This is a genomic window from Lacticaseibacillus suilingensis, from assembly GCF_016861845.1.
Lineage (GTDB): Bacteria > Bacillota > Bacilli > Lactobacillales > Lactobacillaceae > Lacticaseibacillus > Lacticaseibacillus suilingensis.
This window is the reverse complement of sequence record NZ_BOLV01000001.1, coordinates 134,123-153,700: the sequence shown is the minus strand read 5'-3', so window position 1 is coordinate 153,700 and position 19,578 is coordinate 134,123. Positions and strand designations below refer to the sequence as shown.

The 19,578-nt window shown below is 54.4% G+C and carries 22 protein-coding genes and 2 tRNA genes; 11 read left to right on the top strand and 13 right to left on the bottom strand.

Features of this window, described 5'->3' with window-relative positions; all coding sequences use genetic code 11:
- Positions 1–48: 48 nt before the first annotated feature.
- The 3 genes from JUF11_RS00760 to JUF11_RS00750 form a co-directional block, all read right to left on the bottom strand.
- Positions 49–252, bottom strand: coding sequence for a helix-turn-helix domain-containing protein (locus tag JUF11_RS00760; protein WP_204117886.1), 204 nt, complete (start codon positions 250–252; stop codon positions 49–51).
- A gap of 9 nt (positions 253–261) precedes the next feature.
- Positions 262–744, bottom strand: coding sequence for a DUF2975 domain-containing protein (locus JUF11_RS00755; RefSeq protein WP_204117885.1), 483 nt, complete (start codon positions 742–744; stop codon positions 262–264).
- A 139-nt stretch (positions 745–883) separates the two neighbouring features.
- Positions 884–956, bottom strand: a tRNA-Ala gene (locus JUF11_RS00750).
- 350 nt (positions 957–1,306) lie between these two features.
- Here JUF11_RS00750 and celB point away from each other — a divergent pair.
- Positions 1,307–2,656 carry a PTS cellobiose transporter subunit IIC gene (gene celB / locus JUF11_RS00745; protein WP_125580407.1) on the top strand — a complete coding sequence of 450 codons (1,350 nt, stop codon included), beginning with the start codon at positions 1,307–1,309 and terminating at the stop codon, positions 2,654–2,656.
- 47 nt (positions 2,657–2,703) lie between these two features.
- Here the strand turns inward: celB and JUF11_RS00740 are convergent, their stop codons facing one another.
- The gene (locus JUF11_RS00740) at positions 2,704–3,561 is read right to left on the bottom strand and encodes a helix-turn-helix domain-containing protein (protein ID WP_204117884.1); all 858 of its coding nucleotides are present in this window, start codon (positions 3,559–3,561) and stop codon (positions 2,704–2,706) included.
- A gap of 114 nt (positions 3,562–3,675) precedes the next feature.
- Between JUF11_RS00740 and JUF11_RS00735 the strand changes: the two genes are divergently transcribed.
- Entirely contained in the window at positions 3,676–5,460 is a 1,785-nt protein-coding gene (locus tag JUF11_RS00735) for a glycoside hydrolase family 35 protein (protein WP_204117883.1), read from the top strand.
- A gap of 35 nt (positions 5,461–5,495) precedes the next feature.
- Here JUF11_RS00735 and JUF11_RS00730 read toward each other — a convergent pair whose 3' ends face one another.
- From JUF11_RS00730 to JUF11_RS00720, 3 genes are all read right to left on the bottom strand, one after another.
- Positions 5,496–5,816, bottom strand: a complete 321-nt coding sequence (locus JUF11_RS00730) for a YjgN family protein (RefSeq protein WP_204117882.1) — start codon at positions 5,814–5,816, stop codon at positions 5,496–5,498.
- A gap of 74 nt (positions 5,817–5,890) precedes the next feature.
- Positions 5,891–5,963: transfer RNA gene (locus tag JUF11_RS00725), tRNA-Ala, on the bottom strand.
- A 276-nt stretch (positions 5,964–6,239) separates the two neighbouring features.
- The gene (locus JUF11_RS00720) at positions 6,240–7,400 is read right to left on the bottom strand and encodes an MDR family MFS transporter (RefSeq protein ID WP_204117881.1); all 1,161 of its coding nucleotides are present in this window, start codon (positions 7,398–7,400) and stop codon (positions 6,240–6,242) included.
- A gap of 217 nt (positions 7,401–7,617) precedes the next feature.
- Between JUF11_RS00720 and JUF11_RS00715 the strand changes: the two genes are divergently transcribed.
- The 4 genes from JUF11_RS00715 to thiD all read left to right on the top strand — a co-directional run bounded on the left by JUF11_RS00715 (position 7,618) and on the right by thiD (position 11,543).
- Positions 7,618–8,457: an SbcC family exonuclease gene (locus JUF11_RS00715; protein WP_204117880.1), complete on the top strand. Its 840-nt coding sequence runs from the start codon at positions 7,618–7,620 to the stop codon at positions 8,455–8,457.
- Complete coding sequence (locus tag JUF11_RS00710) at positions 8,450–9,505, top strand: hypothetical protein (RefSeq protein ID WP_204117879.1); 1,056 nt, start codon at positions 8,450–8,452, stop codon at positions 9,503–9,505. Before JUF11_RS00715 ends, JUF11_RS00710 begins: the two co-directional genes overlap by 8 nt.
- A gap of 129 nt (positions 9,506–9,634) precedes the next feature.
- Positions 9,635–10,132, top strand: coding sequence for a hypothetical protein (locus JUF11_RS00705; RefSeq protein ID WP_204117878.1), 498 nt, complete (start codon positions 9,635–9,637; stop codon positions 10,130–10,132).
- 571 nt (positions 10,133–10,703) lie between these two features.
- Complete coding sequence (thiD, locus tag JUF11_RS00700; RefSeq protein WP_204117877.1) at positions 10,704–11,543, top strand: bifunctional hydroxymethylpyrimidine kinase/phosphomethylpyrimidine kinase; 840 nt, start codon at positions 10,704–10,706, stop codon at positions 11,541–11,543.
- A 74-nt stretch (positions 11,544–11,617) separates the two neighbouring features.
- On the opposite strand, the gene JUF11_RS00695 is transcribed toward thiD, so the two are convergent.
- The 4 genes from JUF11_RS00695 to mutY all read right to left on the bottom strand — a co-directional run bounded on the left by JUF11_RS00695 (position 11,618) and on the right by mutY (position 14,152).
- On the bottom strand, positions 11,618–12,139 hold the full coding sequence (locus JUF11_RS00695; protein ID WP_204117876.1) for a DUF308 domain-containing protein: 522 nt from the start codon (positions 12,137–12,139) through the stop codon (positions 11,618–11,620).
- A gap of 69 nt (positions 12,140–12,208) precedes the next feature.
- Complete coding sequence (locus tag JUF11_RS00690; protein ID WP_204117875.1) at positions 12,209–12,388, bottom strand: hypothetical protein; 180 nt, start codon at positions 12,386–12,388, stop codon at positions 12,209–12,211.
- A gap of 2 nt (positions 12,389–12,390) precedes the next feature.
- Complete coding sequence (locus JUF11_RS00685) at positions 12,391–13,053, bottom strand: NAD(P)H-dependent oxidoreductase (RefSeq protein WP_204117874.1); 663 nt, start codon at positions 13,051–13,053, stop codon at positions 12,391–12,393.
- Position 13,054: 1 nt separating this feature from the next.
- Positions 13,055–14,152, bottom strand: a complete 1,098-nt coding sequence (mutY, locus tag JUF11_RS00680) for an A/G-specific adenine glycosylase (RefSeq protein ID WP_204117873.1) — start codon at positions 14,150–14,152, stop codon at positions 13,055–13,057.
- 102 nt (positions 14,153–14,254) lie between these two features.
- Here mutY and JUF11_RS00675 point away from each other — a divergent pair, with 102 nt between their 5' ends.
- Positions 14,255–15,061: a Cof-type HAD-IIB family hydrolase gene (locus tag JUF11_RS00675; protein WP_204117872.1), complete on the top strand. Its 807-nt coding sequence runs from the start codon at positions 14,255–14,257 to the stop codon at positions 15,059–15,061.
- Positions 15,062–15,109: 48 nt separating this feature from the next.
- On the opposite strand, the gene JUF11_RS00670 is transcribed toward JUF11_RS00675, so the two are convergent.
- Positions 15,110–15,559, bottom strand: a complete 450-nt coding sequence (locus JUF11_RS00670) for a helix-turn-helix transcriptional regulator (RefSeq protein ID WP_204117871.1) — start codon at positions 15,557–15,559, stop codon at positions 15,110–15,112.
- Between the two features lie 124 nt (positions 15,560–15,683).
- Positions 15,684–16,562 carry a LysR family transcriptional regulator gene (locus JUF11_RS00665; protein ID WP_204117870.1) on the bottom strand — a complete coding sequence of 293 codons (879 nt, stop codon included), beginning with the start codon at positions 16,560–16,562 and terminating at the stop codon, positions 15,684–15,686.
- A gap of 97 nt (positions 16,563–16,659) precedes the next feature.
- Here JUF11_RS00665 and JUF11_RS00660 point away from each other — a divergent pair, with 97 nt between their 5' ends.
- From JUF11_RS00660 to JUF11_RS00645, 4 genes are all read left to right on the top strand, one after another.
- Complete coding sequence (locus JUF11_RS00660; protein ID WP_204117869.1) at positions 16,660–17,202, top strand: chromate transporter; 543 nt, start codon at positions 16,660–16,662, stop codon at positions 17,200–17,202.
- The gene (locus JUF11_RS00655; protein WP_204117868.1) at positions 17,199–17,756 is read left to right on the top strand and encodes a chromate transporter; all 558 of its coding nucleotides are present in this window, start codon (positions 17,199–17,201) and stop codon (positions 17,754–17,756) included. The genes JUF11_RS00660 and JUF11_RS00655 overlap by 4 nt, the downstream gene beginning before the upstream one ends.
- 95 nt (positions 17,757–17,851) lie before the next feature.
- Positions 17,852–18,916, top strand: a complete 1,065-nt coding sequence (locus JUF11_RS00650; RefSeq protein ID WP_204117867.1) for an MFS transporter — start codon at positions 17,852–17,854, stop codon at positions 18,914–18,916.
- Positions 18,913–19,527, top strand: a complete 615-nt coding sequence (locus JUF11_RS00645; protein WP_204117866.1) for a sugar O-acetyltransferase — start codon at positions 18,913–18,915, stop codon at positions 19,525–19,527. The genes JUF11_RS00650 and JUF11_RS00645 overlap by 4 nt, the downstream gene beginning before the upstream one ends.
- The last annotated feature ends 51 nt before the right edge of the window (positions 19,528–19,578 follow it).

Here is a 19,578-nt window from a genome sequence, read left to right as displayed (position 1 = left end):
CATTAAAATGGCGAATAGGCGCTCAATTGAGCGTTTACTCGCCGTTTTTTATGCTTCGTGATAGCTCAGGATGTCCCCAGGCTGACAGTCCAGCACCTGACACAACTTCGCCAAAGTGGAAAAGCGCACTGCCCTAGCCTTGCCGGTTTTGAGCACTGAGAGATTGGCAATGGTGATATCAACCGCACCTGCCAATTCGGTGAGCGTCATGTGCCGTTGGGCCAGTAGCGTTTCCAGATTGATTTCAATCATAGCAACCTCCTAAATGGTCAGGTCGGTGTCTGTTTTATAGGCCAGCGCCGCCTGCCATAAGCGCGTTAACACCGCCATAAAAACCGTTAACACCACCGGTACCAGCGCTACTGCCAACCCGATCACCATTAGGCCCGGGGCATCATCTAACCGCGCGGCTGTGTAGATAAAAGGTAGCCACAACCACACGCCAACCGTCAGTACCACCAACGCCCAGGTGAGGTGACGTAGTTTGGTCAGCGCCTGATTGGTAAACGCGGTCCCCCGCTCAATCACACTCAGCAGCTGTTCGCCCACCACCACTGCCACCAAAAAAGCTAGCAGGGCAAGGTATACTCCCACGCCTAAGCTCACAACCACACCGTTCAAACCCACCGGCGCGCCATGGCCCATTTTGCTTAACATAATGGGGACTGGAATCACGCCAATTACCACCGCTAGCAGCGCCAGCCCGCCGAGCGTCACTCTTAAAAACCAGGTACTTGCTTTCATTCAATCTGCCTCCTGCATGGTTTAACGCTAGTATCGCAGATTTTTTATCGATAATCGATAAAGAAAAAGTTAAATCAAGCCACGAAAAAGCCGTGATTCACCACGAGTTATGTGGCAAATCACGGCTTTTTGCTTGCGCTGGATCCTAACGGGTTCGAACCGTCGACCTCTTGCATGCCATGCAAGCGCTCTCCCAGCTGAGCTAAGGACCCCTTCGATAAAGATAGATTACCGGAAAAAGACAGCGCTGACAAGCCCTTAAGCGCTTTTCTCACACTAAACGGTGCAGTCGGTAAAAAAATCCTCAATTCACTAGGTATACCACTTGCATCACCCGGGTCAAGACAGTTATAGTGGAAATATAGGGAAGCGCTTACAAGAAATCTATGATTGTGAGTCGTTTCTCTTGCATACCTGAAGGCAAGGCATTTAGCGGTGGTGGTCTTCAGTTCTGCGATCTGTGACATGATCTTATTCTGTTTTTTCAATCAAATTATTCTAACGAAAGGATAGCTAGACCGAAATTGCTCTAACCATCGCTTCCGGCTAGCGGGTATATGATATGGCCGACACATCTAGTTCTTTTCGCGATTCGTTCGCCGCTTGGGCGGGCAAGTTCTCCGGATCAAGATTCGTGCGGGCAATCATGCAGGCAGGGTATAGCGTGATTGCATTCTCCATTATTGGGGCGATGTTCTTGATTTTGACGGTGCTGCCGCAAGCTTTCCCAATTCCCGGGTTTGCTGAATGGTATGCCAGCACCGTGGGCCGCTTTGCGGTACTGTTCCAAGTGGTGTTCAATGCCACCATGGGGATTTTAGCGCTGGTCTTTGCTGGGACCTTCACCTACACCTACACCGAGATTTATCGGGAGGAAGAACACCTCTCGCTTAATCCGCTGAACGGCTTGTGGATGTTCATGATGGGCATGTTCATCACCGTGCCTCAGTTGATCTGGAAAGGTGGCATGATGAATTTTGTCACCTCTTTGGACAAAGACAACATCATCGGCGGCGGGTATGCCGTTTCCGCCGGTGGGATTACCCGGATTGGCTCCGTGGGGATTTTTACCGGTCTGGTCGTTGGTTGGCTGACGGTGCAGATCTACCGCTTCACCATCAAACACAACTGGCAGATCAAAATGCCAGCTTCCGTGCCGCCTGGTGTGTCCAACTCCTTTAGCGCCTTGATTCCTGGCGCCTGCGTGGCTGCGGTTGTGACCGTGCTGAACATGGTGCTGGTTTTGGCCGGCACTGACATCTTCAAAATTCTCTACATTCCATTTTCCTTCATCAGCAACATCGCCAACACCTGGTGGGGCTTCTTGATCATCATCTTCCTGATCCACTTCCTCTGGTGGTTCGGGGTTCACGGCTCCACGATTATGAGTTCCTTCTACACCCCAATCGTGCTGGCCAACTTGGCCGCTAACGTTGGTGGGCAAAACAACTTCTTCGCAGGCGATCCAATGAATGCCTTCGTTATCATCGGTGGGGCTGGTGCGACCCTGGGCGTGGCCATCTGGCTTGCATTCCGCGCGAAGTCCGTGCAACTGAAAGAAATTGGGAAAGTTGAAATTGTCCCTGCCCTGTTCAACATCAACGAGCCGATTTTGTTCGGGCTGCCAATCGTGTATAACGTACAGCTTTTAATCCCATTTATCGGTGCGCCACTGGCCGCTGGGATTGTCGGCTACCTTGGCGTGTCTAGCGGCTTGGTACCGAAGATCATTCTGCAGCAACCATGGCCAACCCCAGTGGGCCTGAGTGGGTTCATTGCCACCGCCAGCTGGCAAGGCGCGGTGCTCTCCATTATCTGTGCTTTGGTTGCCTTCCTGGTATGGTATCCATTCATTCGCAAATATGACCGGATGCTGCTCAAGCAAGAACAAGCTCACGAATCAAATCAATAAGCCTCAAGCACAAGCCCCGGCGCAAAATTTGCGCCGGGGCTTTTTAGCTACCGCGTCCGGTACTGACTCGGCGCCAGCCCGATAACGCGCTTAAACTGGCGGGAAAAGTACAGCGGATCGGCATAACCCAGCTGAGCCGCAATAGTTTTGACTGGCGTTCGGCTTATTCGTAGCTGCTGACAGGCTTTTTCCATCCGCAGGCGAGTCCAATAATCCAGCGGGCCCATTTGATAAGCTTGATGAAATAAGCGAGACAGCGTACTTTTGGGTAGCGCCAAGCCTTGTGCCAGTTCGGCCAAAGTCTGATGCACGCCGAGATGCCGCTGCATATGCAAAATAGCTTGGGTCAGATGTTCATTGCCTGCCGCCTGGGGCTGATCATCGGCCAACCAGTAGCTTTCTGCCAAAATCAATCGTAAGAGCTGGCTCGCACACACTGCATTGGCCACGGTGTACTGGGCCGCACACACTGCGAACAGCTCGCTCCAATGCGCTAACAACTGTTGCTGGCGCGCCGCCGACTGAAGCCGCTGAATGGATGGCGTCACCAAACCTGAAGCCGCAGAGCCCAACCGAAAATGGCACCACACCAAGGTCCACGGGGCCTTATGCGAAGCCGCATACTCATGCGGGGTCTGGGGCGGAATGCAAAGCAGTTCATTGGCCCGCAGCTGCTGGCGCTGGCCCGCCACCACCACCTCCCCTTCGCCTTCTAGGCAGTGTAGCAATAGCCAGTCGGCTTGGCCTTGTGGTCGGATTTGGAAATGGTGCCGCGCCACTGCATAATGGCCCAGCTCGACTGGAGCTGTCCCTGAAATCAGTGGATGAGCCAGCGCAGCCGAATCATTTTTGATTGGGAACACTAGCTGCGTGTCATCATCAAAGTTAGCTTCCAGCGTTCTCATCACGGCCTCCTGAGATTATTGTCCATGAACTGGTTCGATTACCTATTCTTAAACGGACTTTTTTCGTCTATGTTAAACCCGTAAGCCAAATATTGTCTATCTAAGGAGGCCGTTATGACTCGTTTCAAGATTGAACATGACTTTTTACTGGATGGTCAGCCCTTTAAGATCTTGTCAGGTGCCATCCACTACTTTCGCATTCACCCCAGTGATTGGGAACATTCGCTGTACAACCTCAAGGCCCTAGGCTTCAATACCGTCGAAACCATCGTGCCTTGGAATATTCACGAACCCCATGAAGGCCAGTTTGATTTTAGCGGTGGCCATGACCTGGCCGCCTTTCTCCGGACGGCCCAGCGGCTTGGCTTGTACGCGATTGTCCGGCCATCGCCCTACATTTGCGGTGAATGGGAGTTTGGGGGCACACCCGCGTGGTTGCTCAACAAACCCATGCGCATTCGATCCAATGACCCGGCCTACCTACGCCAAGTCAATGCGTACTACGATCAGCTGATGCCACAATTAGCCCCGCTTCAGCTCGACCAAGGCGGCAATATTTTGATGTTTCAAATTGAAAATGAATATGGCTCTTACAGCGAAGACAAGGCCTATCTCCGGGCCTTGAAACAGATGATGACGTCGCATGGGCTCACACAGCCATTCTTCACCTCTGATGGGCCCTGGCAGGCGGCACTGCGCGCTGGTAGTTTGATTGATGACGACGTGCTCGCTACCGGCAATTTCGGCAGTCATGCCGCCGATAATATGATCGCGTTGCAAACTTTTCTGCGGCAGCATGGCAAAGACTGGCCCTTGATGTGCATGGAATTCTGGACTGGCTGGTTCAATCGCTGGCACGAACCGATTGTCCGCCGCGACACCGCTGAATTCGCCAGTGAAGTAAGCGGCGTGCTGCAGCGCGGTAGTCTCAACTTATACATGTTTCATGGCGGCACCAACTTTGGCTTCATGAATGGCGCCTCGGCTCGGGGTCAGCGCGATTTGCCACAAATTACCTCGTATGATTACGACGCCCCCTTGAATGAGCAAGGCAATCCCACGGCCAAATACACGGCGTTGCAGCAAGTGGTCAAAAGCGTGCTACCGAACGTCAAGCAACTACCGCCGCGGGTAAAACCCGCGATGGCGGTGACGGCCATCCCTTTGGCAGGCAAGGTCAGTTTGTTCAATGTTTTACCGCAGCTCGCTCAGAGGCAGTCTTCGCAGTATCCACAAACGATGGAAGCCTTAGGTCAAAATACGGGCTACCTGCTTTACGTTACCGACCTGCCGAACGACAGCGCCACTCAGCGCTTGCGCCTGATTGATGTGAGCGACCGCGCGCAAGTCTTCATCAATCAACAGCTCATTGAAACCCAAGAACCAGCAGCCATCGGCAATGATATCACCATCCCCCTGCCGCGGCCGACGAACCAACTTGCCATTTTGGTTGAAAACATGGGCCGGGTGCAATATGGCCACAAATTTCTGGCCGCCTCTCAGCACAAAGGTATCCGCACTGGCGTCATGGCGGACCTGCATTTTGTGCTGAATTGGCAGCATTATCCACTGCCACTTGAAAACCTTGACCAACTCGACTTCAGCCAGGGGTGGTCACCACACCAACCGGCTTTTTACCAATACCGATTCAATTGCGCCGCTCCCCAAGATACTTTCGCCGATTTATCCGGGTTTGGTAAGGGCTGCATGTTCGTGAATGGCGTCAATCTTGGCCGCTTCTGGCTGGTTGGCCCGACGCTCTCACTTTATATCGCTCATGGTTTTCTCAAAGCAGGCGAGAATGAAATCATCATCTTTGAAACCGAGGGGCAGTATCAGCCCACGTTAACCTTACGCAAGACCCCGCTTTACCTCCCAGAATCAGAAAAGCGACCATGATTTGAGCCAATCACAGCCGCCAAGTAGGCAAGGTGTCAATTCAGGAAATACGTGTTCTTAGCCTTCCAGTCTTCGAGCTTGATGCTCACCCAGAAACCATAAATGCCCAGGGTAATCAACGTCAGGAAGAACCACTTGAGCCAATTGCCGAACAACCCCACGGCACTACCGGAAAACTGCATCCGGTGGCCTTCAATCACGGTGTGGTTGATTTTCCAACCGTAAATCATGCACAGCGCCCAGGGATAGCAAATGCCAAAGGTGATGGCAGTGATGATGCCGCCTAGCAGCGTCCACCCCACTAGCGACAGGAGTGAGCCATCAAAAAACGAATCTCGCCCGTATTTCATTTCCATACTTTTGTCCTCCAATTCGTAGTAGCAAAAAAGGCCGCTGAGTTTTCAAATGAAAACTCGGTGGCCTTTGCCAGTGGATCCGAAGAGATTCGAACTCTCGACCTCTGCCATGCGAAGGCAGCGCTCTCCCAGCTGAGCTACGGACCCAAAACACAATTAACATTGTAGCATAGAACCGCATCCTGTAAAGCACAATTCCGCCTACCCAGCTGGCTAATCGCGCGCAAGCAAAAAGGCCGCGGGCAAGCGACCTTTTGCTTGGTCACGCGATGGGTAGGCGCGTGACGATTTCTACTTTGGAGGAGTAAAAATGAAAAATAGGGTTGGGGTAGAAATGGCATTGCTCATTTCTATGTTCTTATCATAACGATAAGTTGTGAAGAAATTGTGAATTTTTAGGATTTAATTTATGAATTGCATAAGTTATCCATGTAAACGAGCGGCGTGCCAACTGAATATGCCAATCGAAGCAAACAGAATCAGCGCCAGCATCAAGAATAATGGGTGGTACCCGATTGCCTCAATCACCAAGGCCCCGATCAGTGGTCCCACCGCCCGGCCGGCAGAGGCAAACATTTGCACATAACCTTGGAATCGGCCTTTTTCGGCGGCTTCGGTGTACATATCCACGTAGGTCGATACCGACGGCAACGCAAGGATTTCGCCCAAGGTCAACACGCCCATCGCCAGCATGAATAGCCAGTAAGATTTGGCCCCAATCAAAATCAGGAAAGCACAGCCAAACAAGGTGAAACCTACGCCTAGGCGCAAGCGAATATGCTTGGTCAGCCAGTCGTCAAAAGCGGTTAAAATCGGCTGGCCCAGTACAATCAGCACGGCATTGAAGGTCCAAAGGAAGGAATAATCCCGCACCTTCATTCCCAGGCCGAGCATGAAAGTCGAGATATTGCTTTGCCATTGTTCATACGCCACCCAAGTTAAAAACAGCGTGATCAGCAGCAAAATGATCGGCACCTGATGCGGGTTGTCCCGCCGCGCGCCGGCCGCTTTCACCTGCTTTTCGATTTTACGCGACGGTACATTGAAATGAATCAGCGCCACGATGAAGAACAACGTGAACAACGCAAAGGCCAAGGCGAAGATGTAACTAATCCCCAACGGTAAGACGTACCCGACAATCAAGGTGCCAATGACCAGCCCGAGGTTCGACATGAAGTACAAGACGTTGAACACATAACTCGAACGCCGGCTGGTGGATAAGGTCGCATAAGAATTCAGCGCGGTGTTCACCATACCGCTCCCAAAACCCATGATTACCAGATACAGGGGATAGGCTGGCCAGCCATGCCACATGATCAGCGCGCCCGCGGTGATCACGTCCAAGGCAATCCCTGTCAAAATGGTGCGATAAGGCGACCAGCGATCGAACAGCCGCCCGCCGACCACATTGCCAATCATCATGGCCACGGAATTAAAAAACAACACGATGCCCGACGTGGTTAAGGGTTCGCCGAGATATTCGTGCATGTAAATCGTCGTCAGCGGCCAAATGAAGCTGATCCCAGTATTGGTAATCAGCGACCCTAAAAACAGCCACTTTAACGTTAATTCCTTGCGTGCCATCAACACTCTCCCCCTCGACCAACGTCTAGCTTGCGCAGTTAACACCTCATTCTAGCGAAAAAGCCCCACCCTGTCTGCGAAAATGGGCAGTTTCTCATTTTACTAAATTGAAAATATTACAGAGAGTTATTCCTTGAGAAATAGTTGCGAGCGGTTCCGAAACCCATGCGGTTGCGGTAAACTGAAGGTATCAGCTAAGAATGCGAGAGGAATCGATATGACAGTAGAAACCAGTCTTAATTATCAAACAACCTTTTTCAAAAATTTCGCCGCTGCTTGGGCCGACCGTTCAAGTTATCGTTTATATCAAGGCATTGATAACACCGCCGAGAATTTGCGGTTAGCGTTATCAGAAACGCCGGGCTACATTTTGGCTTACGACAAGCAAGCCGAACATGAGCTGCATGACTACTTACGCCAGGACTTCATCGGCTTCCTGCGCGAACATGTGCCGTTTTTTGAAGTCAGCGACCAAGGTGAGGTCTTCTTTGGCGATTGGTACCACCGCCGCCAATTCGGGACCATCGACGTCTTTGCCCGCACCATCGTTCAGCGCACGGACAGTGAAGTGGCTATCATGCCGCAACTGGAAGCCTTCGCCCAAGATGAAAGCCATTATCTCGACAACCAAGTCGAAGCCATGCGCAAAGCAACTTATCAGGAAGTCGACCGGCTGCACCAGCAGTTAGAAAACGCGGAAGCGGAAGCGGTCACTGCCCCCAAAGCTAATCCCGACTCTGGGAGTTCTCGGGTCCGCGGCTTTTTAAAGAGCTTCGTGGATCCCGATGCTGACCAACCCAGCCAGCCGAGCCGCAAAGCCCCAACCACTGACCAGGTGCAATTAAAGGCCCGGTTTGACGCGGCCAAAGCCACTGCGGATGAAACCTTCGACACGCAAAAGCGGCAGCTGCAAGTTTCCGCTGCCATCACGCGGTATGAATACCAAGCCGTCACCACCACCTTCAGCTCGCTTGAACAGTTCAAGAATATCTTGGCGAACTTACCAAAGGACTTCATGCGCGCCTTGGAGCTAAAGGAGGAGCAAACGAATGCTTAATTTTCACGATCAACAAATTCAACAAATTACCACCACGGCCTTAAATGCCGCTGATGCCCGCCGCCAAGTCACCGCGGCCTACGCTAAGCGCACCGACTTTCTGCGCAATGACCCTCTGTGGCAAGGCAATCTGCCTGCTATTCAGGCCACCACGCTCAGCTACACCGCGCTGTTAGCGGACAAGCTGCTAGAAGCGCTTCGCCTGGGCGGCAGCATTGCCGCGACTTTCGTGGAACGGCTTTGGTTCCAGCCAGCCGTTGGCGATGGGGATCGCAGCACCATCACCATCTACCTGGCCAGCCCAGACAAAAACCAGGAGCTGTTAGTGATCGATGGCGGTTTAACTGAAGATGGCCACCTAATTGCCAAGAACCTGCCAACGCTTTTGCAAATCACCGCCAAAGACCCCGACCTCGGCTACCCGGATGACGAAGTGCGGGCGATGAGCCAAATGATCAAAGTCTTCTATACCGCTGGCTTACGGTTCCGGACCATTGACGAAACCGTGCTCCAACCAGTCGACGGCTTGGCCTTTACCACCAAGTTCGACAACGGCCAACCGCTGGCGACCATGGCAGAAATCAAGTCTTCCGGCAACGTTAAGCTTTCTTTGCCGCTGGATCACAACAATGTCGTGGATTACAGCGTCCTCGATGACAGCAAGCATGACTGGAAAGACCTCGGCACCTCTGATGTCCAAGACGACACCTTCACCTGGGCTTCCACCACGATTCCTGATGAACTCGTCGGCCAGCGCCTCCGCCTGCGGGTGCAAGTCCAAGCGTCGCAAAGTTCACCGGCGCTGGATGAATTGTTCGTCATTGCGTCAACCAATGCCATCTTGATGCGCCAAGGCAGCAATCGCGGCCAATACGCCGTTGACCTGCCGAACCACAACGTCATGACGGTGACCATGGACCCCGCGCGCAACCAACTGGCACTGAGCTATCCGGAAAAAACCGTGCAGTTGATCGAGCTGGACAACCAGTACCCCTTCATCGGTGAATGGCTCAAGTCCGTGCTCCCGCAGCGCCGCGCGTTCAACTAACCTCAACATCACGCAAACCCCGCCGTCGTCAAGATGGTGGGGTTTTGTTTTACTTGACACCACTGTCCTCTGCAGTCATGATATCGCTATATGAGAGTGTGGTTAGCTATTGATTAGAGGGTGATGACCGTGCTTCAAAGTGAACAATATCGCCGCTTGGTTTTCTTCCACAAATATGCTGCCCTGCTTTACCTGCTACTGTATGGCCTCAGCATGGGCTTATTTTTCAAGCTCCGCCTTTACGAGCTTGAGTATTACCCGCTTGATTCATATCTAACTAAACATAAGATTCGCGAATATGGCCTCGTTCGCCTCCGAGGCAACCTCGGATCTATTCAAGACTGGTGGGTGCTCTTGCTTTTGCTCATTGGCATCGGCGTGGGGCTGGCGTTGTTCTTTGACACCGGTCGTAAGCTGAAGCAACCGCGCGCCGCCGCGCTGCTAGTGACACTGGGTGCGCTAATTCCACTACTCCCGCCGTACAACGAAAATGTGCTGACCCGCATCGCCGTGGGCACTGGGCTCCTCTTTTTCGGGGCGCTGGGCCAGTGGTTCTTCAACCTGGCCGTCTTTGCTCGAAGGTCCCGTTATCAAAAAGAGCATTCGTATTTCGATAGCGTGAAATAGCCTAAATTGATTGACTGATATGTGGCTTGATTGCCTCACTCAACTAAAACAGTCATGCTTTTACAATCGAATCAGGCCAAGGAGTGACTGTTCAGCCGTTAATTGACTGTTATCTAGCGGTGCCGGCCGGTGAGGCGGAGGGGCGCGGTGGTCCGGCAGCGAAACAGTTAGCCCACGAGGAGACTGCGCAGCAGGCTGCTCCTGGGCTAACTGGGGGCAACGGCAAGACAGCGTTGAGCGCGCAGCGCGATGCTGGCTTGCCGTTGAGGCTGGAGACCGCCTTTTGGCTCCAGCCGACCCCGCAGCCGGACCGCCGCGCCCCGGAGCCTCACCGGCCGAGGCTGCGGCCTAGTCGCGCTACGTGGAGCCAACGCCGGAGTGGCTAGCTACGCTCAAGGCCTCGCCGTCAAAGTACAACGGCAATGCCTTGAGCTAGGCTACCCATCCGGCTAAGTACGGCTCCACTCCGCTGCCTGACGCCTTTAGTTGTCAAGACGCCCTTTTCCGGTTATGATTAGAGCCACGAAGACCCGGCGGTGCGTGCGCTGGGATTGCGAAAGGAAGAGAAGAAATGGCAAACGAATTACCACAAGTCGTGACTATCGCTGGCGTGGATAGCGATGGCAGTGCAGGTGCCCAAGCGGATCTGCACAGTTTCTTCATGCGCGGCACATACGGCGCCTTGATTTTGACCGCCGCGGTCGCCGGCAACTCTTACGGCATCCAAGATAGCACCTTGATGCCGCTGGACTTTATTGATCATCAATTCGACGCACTGGCTGCTGACTTACACATCCGTGCCGCCAAAACCGGTATGTTGGCTGACTCAGCCATGATTGAAGCTGTCGCGAAGAATTTGAAAAAATATGACTTCGGCCCCCTAGTGCTTGATCCGGTGATTTCCACCAAGCATGGCAACATGCTGCTGGAAACCAGCGCCTTCGACACCTTGAAAAAGGTACTCATTCCAATGGCCACGGTGATCACGCCTAACTTCTATGAAGCTGAGCACCTGACCGGTCTCAAGCTCGACGATGACGCGGCTATCATCCAAGCCGCGGAGCAAATTCGTGCCATGGGCGCCAAGAACGTGGTGCTCAAAGGCCGCCATGATAGCGACGAGCAAACCCAGGTCCGTGATTACGTGCTGCTCGAAAATGGCAAGCATTTTTGGCTCACTGGTCCTTATTTCCCCACCACCCGCAAAAACGGTACCGGCGACACCCTCAGCGCAGTCATCACCGCGGAACTCGGTAAAGGCACCGACCTGGAAGATGCGATTCGCCTGGCCAAGCATTTTGTCGACACGGCCATTGCCAATGAAATTCCTGTTGGTCACAAATTCGGGCCCATCAACCACTGGGCCAACGCCATCGTGCAGCCAAGTTTCACTGCTACTTCAGACGATTAAATTTAACCACTCAAAAACGAGCCCTCCAGCGCGGATACACGCGTTGAAGGACTCGTTTTGTCATTCTGTCAGCTTTACCGGTGGCCGCGCAGAATATCGATCAATTCTGCGACGCCCATCACAATCAAAATTACCCCAAGCACTTGCAACAAGGCCAGGATGGAACCAAAAGGATTGAATAAGAGCACAATCCCCGTGATGGCCACGACCAAACCGTAAATAATCGTGGGGAAGGGCGACACATTCACATACTGCTGGCGATCCCGGGCGGTGGTGATGCGAGTAATCCCATAAATCACCAGAATAATCCCAACAATCATTGGCAGCATCGACAAAGCCGGCCGCAAGAGCACGCTCAAAACCAAAGCGCCGATGAGCAGCCCGCTGCCGCGCCACAAGGCCGTTTGTCTTTGCCCTTGGTCGCGAAACGCGTCGATAAAGGCGCCGGCTGCCATCAGCATCACCCCACCAATCAACACATACTTCACCACATGGTAGACGCTGTATGGCGCCAGCAGGAACCACACGCCCACCAGCGCCAGCAAGAGCGCTTTGAGCCATGCGTAACGCGTCAGTTTATCAATGGCATTTTTCAATCCGATCACGCCTTTCTAAGGCCCAGTGTAACACTGACCAGTAACCCGCTCCTCGGGCGCAAGCATGATTTACCAGCGTTCGTGGTCCCAGGTGCGGCCATCGACTTCGCCTTCTGCCTGCTCGAGCCGCTTGGCCTGGGTTTGAATGAAGGTCTGCAGCGCCATGAAAAATGCGGCTTCTTCATAGCTCTTGGCCTGCTCCGCTTGGGTCTGTGCCGTTTTTAACAACCATTCTGTTGTGTCGTCCATGCTCAGTCCCCCTGCTTCAATTCCGCCAGCGTCTGCTGCAGTGATTCTAAGCGGTCTTGGCGCTGCTGCAACGTATCAGCCAAAATGGTGAGCGTCGGATCGGTGCTGTTTGCCAGCTGCTGCAACCACCAAGCCGCTTGTGCGTCAAAATGCTGCGGCTGGTCAACGGTGAGATACTGCTGATATTGCACCAGCAGTGCCGCGCGCTGCTTCTCAGTTTGGTAGGCAAATTGGGCAATCGTCAGCGGTGCCAGCAGCTTCAGGCCGGTTTTACGCGCCAAAGCCGCGTATGGCGCCAATAATTCACTGATCGAGACGCCTTCCGCTCCGCCGAGTTGATAGGCTTTTTCCGGTTGGCTGAAATTCACCACCAAGCCCAAGCTCTTACCGCGTAGCTGCTGGGGCCGAACCGCAAACTCATCGGTCCACACATCCGCGAGCCATTGATGCAGACTGGCCGGTGCGGCATACCAATAAAGGGGAAACTCGAGCACAATCCGATCGGCCTTCAGCAGTTGCGCTTGCTCCTCGGCCACAGCGAAGGGTTGTGCCGCATCCAAATGGTGCCAGGTCACGTCAGCTAACGGTGTCGCGCTGGCTTTGAGGAATTGTTGCGTCGGTGAGTTGCTCAATTCAGGATGACTCACAATCACCAATGTTTTCATCTTACTTGCCTCCGTTCAGGGCCTTAAACAACTTCTTTTGCACCGTGGGTAGTGCCACGGCGGCCAGCTTTGCAGCTGGCACCCAGCGCGCTGGCAACACGGCCAGATCAAAGGCTGGCGCTGCCGCAGTTAATAAGGTCAACTGCCACTGCTGATGGGTAAAGGTATGTTTAACTAACTTAGCGTCGGCTAGTTGCAACTCAACGGCGATGCCGGCTTCTGCCGCAAATTGTGCCGCCGCCTGGGCGATTTGCGCGTCTAGGTCACCTTCAAGCTCTGCGCGCGCCACCAGCGGAAACATCCACAAATCGGCGAGCATGCCCGAGTTAGGCCGCTGCTCCAGCAACCAGCCAGCGGGGCTTTCGATGGCCAAGGCGAAATAAGGCACTACCTTAGGCCGCGGCTTCTTGGTTTTAACCGGAAAATCCAAGACCCGATTGGTTTGATAACTTTGGTCGAAAGCCACCACCGGCGAATGCGCCGGATCAGGGTCTTTCGCGCGCATGTAGGAGGAGCCTAGGTCCATCACCGCCTGGTTAAAATCTCCCGGGCGCTCAGGGTCAATCAACTGGCCGATCAACGCTTCAAAGCGACCGCGGGTTTGGGGCTTCGCGATGTCGTCTTCGATGCAAAACAGCCGCGCAAACACGCGAAAGGCATTGCCATCAATGGCCGGCACGGCCTCGTTGAAGGCAATACTGGCAATGGCGCCAGCTGTGTATGGCCCAATGCCGCTCAACGCTTGCAGCTCCGCGGCAGTGGTCGGCCATTGACCGCCATAGTCGCGGACGACTTGTTGGGCCGCTTGCTGCAAGCGGCGGGCGCGGGAATAATAGCCCAACCCTTCCCAGGCCTTCATTACCGCCGCTTCCGGGGCGGCAGCCAGCGCCTTAACCGTGGGAAACTGAGCCAAGAAGCGTTCATAGTAGGGAATCACGGTTGCCACTTGGGTTTGTTGCAGCATCGTTTCGCTGATCAGAATATGATAAGGATCATGGTCGCGTCGCCACGGCAGATCGCGTTTTTCGGCGTCGTACCAGTTGAGCAGCGCCTGGCGGAAGGCCTTAATTTTAGTTGGCGGCCAATCTAATTTTTCCAAAGCAAGTTCACCTCGCCTCTCATTATACGGAAAAGCTAGTCGGCTTGCACAAGGCTTCGGCAGCTATGCTATGATTCAGGTATCAACTTCAGGAGGCATACGATGATCAAATTGATTGCGCTCGATATCGACGACACTTTGCTGACCTCACAGCGGCATATCCTGCCTACTACCAAACAGGCGGTGCAGGACGCGCTAGCCCAAGGCATCAAAGTCGTGCTGTGCACCGGCCGCCCACTGGCTGGCGCGAAACCGTTCCTCGATGAACTGGGCCTTGCCGGCGATGAGCAATATGTCATCACTTACAACGGCGCGGTCACGGAAACCGTTTCTGGGCAGGTTATGGCCAAGCACTTGCTTGATAACGCCGCTTACCGTGAAATCACCACTTACGGTCAGGCCCACCACCTGCCCACTAATGTGCTCGACGCCCACAGCAACATTTACACCGCCAACCGCGACGTGGATTGGTGGATTGTCGAACAGGCTGCGGAAAGCGAAGCCGGGCTGTTCATTCGCCAACCTGATGAGCTCCCAGCCGATTTTGCTATTGCCAAAGGCGCCTTCGTAGGGCCGGAGAGCTTGCTGGATGAATGCGAAGCCGCCGTGAAAGCCGCGTTCCGAGACCGCTTTTACGTGGTGCGCGCCGGGCGCAACTTTATTGAACTGATGGATCCGATTGTCAACAAGGGCCAGGCCCTGAGCGACCTGGCTGAGCAGCTCAATCTGACGGCCGAGAATGTGATGGCGGTGGGTGATGAAGGTAACGACCTACCGATGTTTGACTTCGCCGGGGTGGCCGTCAGCATGGGCAACGGGACGGCCGAAGCTAAGGCCCATGCCGATTACGTTACCGCCGCCAACGATGACGACGGGCTGGCGCAAGCGATTCGTAAATTTGCCCTTTAATCAAAAATAGGTTCATCGCCGGACTAATCCGCGATGAACCTGTTTTGGTTACGCTTCAGGCACGATGAGTTTGCCCAAAATATCTTTCAGCACCAGCCCAGCATCCTGATCAGAATAATGGTAGGTGCTTTGTAAATCACGCAGCAAGTCTTCTAAGGCGGCCGTGTACTTGGCCGTCGCCACCTCGGCCGGATAGCTGGCCAAGATGGGATATTGTTTCGCCCATAGTGCGGTCCAGTCGACCTTGGCCACGGTTTCCGCCGGTGTCTGGGTGATGGCTTCTTCTAAGGCATCCACGTCAGCGTCAAAAGTGGTCAACTCATCAAGCGTCAAATGATACAGGTTGGCGAGTCGCTTGGCCTGGTAAATATCTGGCAGCGACTCATCCGTTTCCCATTTCGATACCGTCTGCCGGCTCACGCCAAGCTTAGCCGCGACTTGCTCCTGCGATAAGCCGCTGCTTTTCCGAGCGGCGAATAATTGATTACCAATCTGCATGTTTTTGCCTCCTTCGTATGGCCCTAGTTTAGCGAGGTTTAACGAAGAGCACTAGCGCAAAATAGCGGCAATTGTGCCCGCCTTGTTAACATGGTAATTTCTGGACACCGCGGCCAGGCCCTAACTACAAAGCTGAGGCTGATTCAGCCGCTTGAAAACAGCGAATCATCACTTGCCGCATATCTTGAACGCCATCTTGGCGCATAATTGCATAATTCTCCGTGCGCATGCCTAGCGCTTTAGGTAGCGTAACTTTCACGAGTCGGTTCGCCTCAAGCAGTGGCAAGGCCAGTGGCGCCGGCAAAATCGTCAGCCCCAGGCCAGCCGCCGCCGCATTCGTCAGCACCGTGGTATTCGTACTTTCCAGCCAAGGCTGCACCTGCAGGCCTTGGCGATGCAGTGCCGCCTCAAAACGATCGCGCAAGGTACTCCCCACCTCGCGCAGCAACCAACGCTGTTTGGTCACGGTTGCTAAGGTCAACCGGCTGGCTGCTTGCGGCGCCCCGACCGCCCACAACGCATAAGTAGAAAGCCGCTGGGCGGTATATGCCGCCTCGGCCATGGTGCCTTCGACCAAAGCCAAATCAATCTCACCGCGGCGCAAGCGGGCCTGGATCTGAGCGACATTCTCCGCGAAGAGTTGCAGTGGCACTTGCGGCTGGGCCTGCTGAAAGCGGGCAATGGCGGCGGGCATGGTGGCTTGGCCAAACGTTAAACTCATTCCCACCCGCAGTGGCAACTGGTGGCGGCTACGGGCGCCAAATTGCGCCAGCTGCTCATAATCTCGCAGCAACGCCGTGGCCTGAATGCGAAAGGCCGCGCCTTTTTGATTGAGGCGCAGGCGGTTGCCTTCGCGGTCAAAGAGCGCCACGCCAATGTTTGTTTCCAAGTCGCGTAAGGCTTTGGAAACTGCCGGCTGAGAGAGATAAAGCTGCTTGGCCGCTTCCGCCGTGGTGCCATGGTCACATACCGCCAAGAAAATCCGGAGTTGTCGTTGATTCATGCCGCCCTCCTATAACCAATTCGGTATACTTGATGCTTGCTTTATATATTTTCAATTATACCCGCAACTTGCTATGCTGGAAGCGGAGGTTTTAACGATGAACAAAGACTGGCAACTCTTCAAGGTGTACCTCATGGCCGGCACCTTCACCTTCTCCGGCGGCATGGCGATGCTCCCAGTGATTGAACGTGAACTCTGTCAAAAGCGGCAGCTGCTGCCGCGCGACGAATTATACGAATACACCACGCTTTCGCAGACTTTCCCCGGTGTGATTGCCCTGACCAACGCCTGCTTCGTCGGCGAAAAGGTCAATGGCAAAAGCGGCATGTTGGCAGCCGGCCTGGGTGCCATTTTGCCCGCCTTTGTGTTGATGCTGGCGGCGACCATCGGCTATCAACACGTCCCGCAAAGTGGCGTGTTTCTAAGCATCATGAGCGCGATTCGGGCAGCTTCGGCGGCGTTCCTGTTTTCGGCGGCGTACGGTTTGGCCCGCTATAACCTGAAGGACCCGCTCAGCCTGGCGATTGCGGTGGGTTGTTTGCTGGCGACCTTATTTAACCTGCTGAGCGCGCCCACGCTGATCATTTTGGCTGGGGTCATTGGCCTAATCAGTGCCCGGCCGCGGAAGGAGCAGTCATGATTATCACGTTGATTTTAGCCTTTTTGAAAATCGGCTTTCTTGGCTTCGGCGGCGGCTATGCCATGCTGTCACTGATTTATGCCGAATCCGCACATCTGGGGTTAAGCGCCGCGCAATTCGCCGATCTCAATGCCTTGGATGGCCTAATTCCCGGCCCGATTGCGATTAATTCTGCGACATACATTGGCCAACTCACCGCCGGCTTTTCCGGCGCTTTAGCGGCCACCTTGACGGTTTGCGTGCCTTCACTGGTGATTGTGCCACTTTATCTGCATTTCGAACATCGCATCAAAAACAACTGGGGGCTCAGCGCCATTTTGCGTGGCATTAAGCCGGCCAGTGCCGGGTTAGTGCTGGCGGTTGCGGTCACACTAGCGCTGACGACCATTGGCGGCGTGGACACGCTCGGCCAAATTGCAAAAGCCCAGCTCAACTGGGCGAACCTGCTGGTGCTCGTGATTGTCCTGCTCATGGACGCCAAATGGCACCTCAATCCGGTATTTTCAATTTTGATTGCCGGCCTCATCGGCGGCGTGTGGTATTACCTGGTTTAACTGCTCGCGATTATGTCCTCGCTTGCCTTGAATACTGTCGCGTCACTCAAAGTTTGCCATGATAAGGTACTCGCTAGAAAGCGAGGCCTTTTTCGATGCGACAAAGCAAACCTTGGCTCCTAGCCAGCATCCTCAGCTTGTCCTTGGTTGGCGGCTGCAGCAGTTTGATCACGGGCTTGATTCCGCATTTGCAGCAAGTCTACCCCACTCAATCCGCTGCCGGCATTGAATGGCTGGTGACCGTGGCGAACCTCGCCGCGCTGGTGACGCTCCTGGCCAACCCTTGGCTTACGCGCCGCTTTGGCAGTCGGTGGGTGGTGTGCGGGGGCTTGTTTTCGCCGCATGCCCTTGGCCTGATTGCCCGGGTCTATCACGGCGAGTTGCGAGCACGCTTACTCGGTTACCAAACCGGCATCTCCGCCTTGGGTAACGCCCTGCTCATGGCACTGGCAGGCCTAGTGGTCACGCTTGGGTGGCGCAGTGTGTTTGGACTATACTTACTGCTGTTGCCCCTAGCCGGTCTGGCCGCCCAGGTCCTACCTGGGCCGACCCGCCCGGAACCAAGTCAACCAGCTGCAGCCAAAAGGGCCACTCTACCCTTCAGTAAATGGGGACTGTGCCTTTTGGCCTTAGTGACTTACGTGTTGATTTGGGGCGTGCAGTTGAAACTCCCGGTGCTATTGGCTAGGCATCAGATTGATGCCGCTGTCGCCAACTGGACCCTCGCCGGGATGAACTTAGGCGGGCTGCTAGCAGGGCTCACTTTCGGCCGCTTGCATGCCCGGCTTGGCCCTTATGTGCTGGCCCTTGGCTATCTCGGGGCGGCGCTGAGTGTGTGGGCCATGCTCGCCTGGCAACGACCAGCTGGGGTCATTACCGCCGCCATCTTTTTCAACTGGATTTATTCCTACACAGGGCCATACTTGGTGTATCGCACCAACCTTGGCCTGGCGCCAGACCAGATTGACCTCGCTGCGAGCAGCCTAACCATTGCCACCGTCGTCAGTTCCTTCCTCGCCCCGCCATTATGGAATAGCCTCAGCCACCTCGGCCCGGGGGCAATGACGATTAATGCCTTAAGCTGGATGGCTGGCGCACTGGCTGTCATCGCTTTAGGTACGCTACTCACCATCATTAACACGCAAAGGAGCAAATCATGACTGAATCTGAAAAAATGCACGACGAATCGCTTTACGATCCCAGCGATGCTGAGATTTCTGCCCAACAGCTGACCTACTTGGACAAGCTCTACGACTATAACCAAACACGACCAACCGAAAAAGCCAAGCGCACCGCTTTGTTAAAAGCACTGTTCGCCGACATCGGTGAAGGCTGCTACCTAGAGCCCCCATTCCACGCTAACTTCGGCGGGCATCACGTCCACTTTGGCGAGCGCGTCTACGCCAACTTTAACCTGACGCTGGTTGATGATACGCATATTTACGTCGGCAGTCGCACCATGTTCGGGCCGAATGTCACCATCGCCACCGCCGGCCACCCGATTTTGCCAGAGCTGCGGGCTCGCGGGCTACAATACAATGCCCCGGTCCATATTGGCGAAAACTGCTGGCTGGGCGCTGGTGTGATTGTTCTGCCTGGCATCACGATTGGTGATCGCGTCGTCATCGGTGCCGGTAGCGTGGTCACTCACGACTTGCCCAGCGACGTGGTGGCGTATGGTAATCCGTGCAAAGTGGCCCGGCCGGTTAACGAACATGACCGCGCATTCTACTTCAAGGACCATCGGATTGAACCAAACATGTTCAACTAAACCAAACAAAGCCGGCATGCAATTTTCAGAGCGTGCCGGCTGTGTTTATGC

What these genes read in the sequence shown, in the direction of transcription:
- JUF11_RS00760 (WP_204117886.1), bottom strand. Translation starts at nt 252, where the DNA reads ATGATTGAAATCAATCTGGAAACGCTACTGGCCCAACGGCACATGACG.
- JUF11_RS00755 (WP_204117885.1), bottom strand. Translation starts at nt 744, where the DNA reads ATGAAAGCAAGTACCTGGTTTTTAAGAGTGACGCTCGGCGGGCTGGCG.
- celB (WP_125580407.1), top strand. Translation starts at nt 1,307, where the DNA reads ATGGCCGACACATCTAGTTCTTTTCGCGATTCGTTCGCCGCTTGGGCG.
- JUF11_RS00740 (WP_204117884.1), bottom strand. Translation starts at nt 3,561, where the DNA reads ATGAGAACGCTGGAAGCTAACTTTGATGATGACACGCAGCTAGTGTTC.
- JUF11_RS00735 (WP_204117883.1), top strand. Translation starts at nt 3,676, where the DNA reads ATGACTCGTTTCAAGATTGAACATGACTTTTTACTGGATGGTCAGCCC.
- JUF11_RS00730 (WP_204117882.1), bottom strand. Translation starts at nt 5,816, where the DNA reads ATGGAAATGAAATACGGGCGAGATTCGTTTTTTGATGGCTCACTCCTG.
- JUF11_RS00720 (WP_204117881.1), bottom strand. Translation starts at nt 7,400, where the DNA reads ATGGCACGCAAGGAATTAACGTTAAAGTGGCTGTTTTTAGGGTCGCTG.
- JUF11_RS00715 (WP_204117880.1), top strand. Translation starts at nt 7,618, where the DNA reads ATGACAGTAGAAACCAGTCTTAATTATCAAACAACCTTTTTCAAAAAT.
- JUF11_RS00710 (WP_204117879.1), top strand. Translation starts at nt 8,450, where the DNA reads ATGCTTAATTTTCACGATCAACAAATTCAACAAATTACCACCACGGCC.
- thiD (WP_204117877.1), top strand. Translation starts at nt 10,704, where the DNA reads ATGGCAAACGAATTACCACAAGTCGTGACTATCGCTGGCGTGGATAGC.
- JUF11_RS00690 (WP_204117875.1), bottom strand. Translation starts at nt 12,388, where the DNA reads ATGGACGACACAACAGAATGGTTGTTAAAAACGGCACAGACCCAAGCG.
- JUF11_RS00685 (WP_204117874.1), bottom strand. Translation starts at nt 13,053, where the DNA reads ATGAAAACATTGGTGATTGTGAGTCATCCTGAATTGAGCAACTCACCG.
- JUF11_RS00675 (WP_204117872.1), top strand. Translation starts at nt 14,255, where the DNA reads ATGATCAAATTGATTGCGCTCGATATCGACGACACTTTGCTGACCTCA.
- JUF11_RS00670 (WP_204117871.1), bottom strand. Translation starts at nt 15,559, where the DNA reads ATGCAGATTGGTAATCAATTATTCGCCGCTCGGAAAAGCAGCGGCTTA.
- JUF11_RS00665 (WP_204117870.1), bottom strand. Translation starts at nt 16,562, where the DNA reads ATGAATCAACGACAACTCCGGATTTTCTTGGCGGTATGTGACCATGGC.
- JUF11_RS00660 (WP_204117869.1), top strand. Translation starts at nt 16,660, where the DNA reads ATGAACAAAGACTGGCAACTCTTCAAGGTGTACCTCATGGCCGGCACC.
- JUF11_RS00655 (WP_204117868.1), top strand. Translation starts at nt 17,199, where the DNA reads ATGATTATCACGTTGATTTTAGCCTTTTTGAAAATCGGCTTTCTTGGC.
- JUF11_RS00650 (WP_204117867.1), top strand. Translation starts at nt 17,852, where the DNA reads ATGCGACAAAGCAAACCTTGGCTCCTAGCCAGCATCCTCAGCTTGTCC.
- JUF11_RS00645 (WP_204117866.1), top strand. Translation starts at nt 18,913, where the DNA reads ATGACTGAATCTGAAAAAATGCACGACGAATCGCTTTACGATCCCAGC.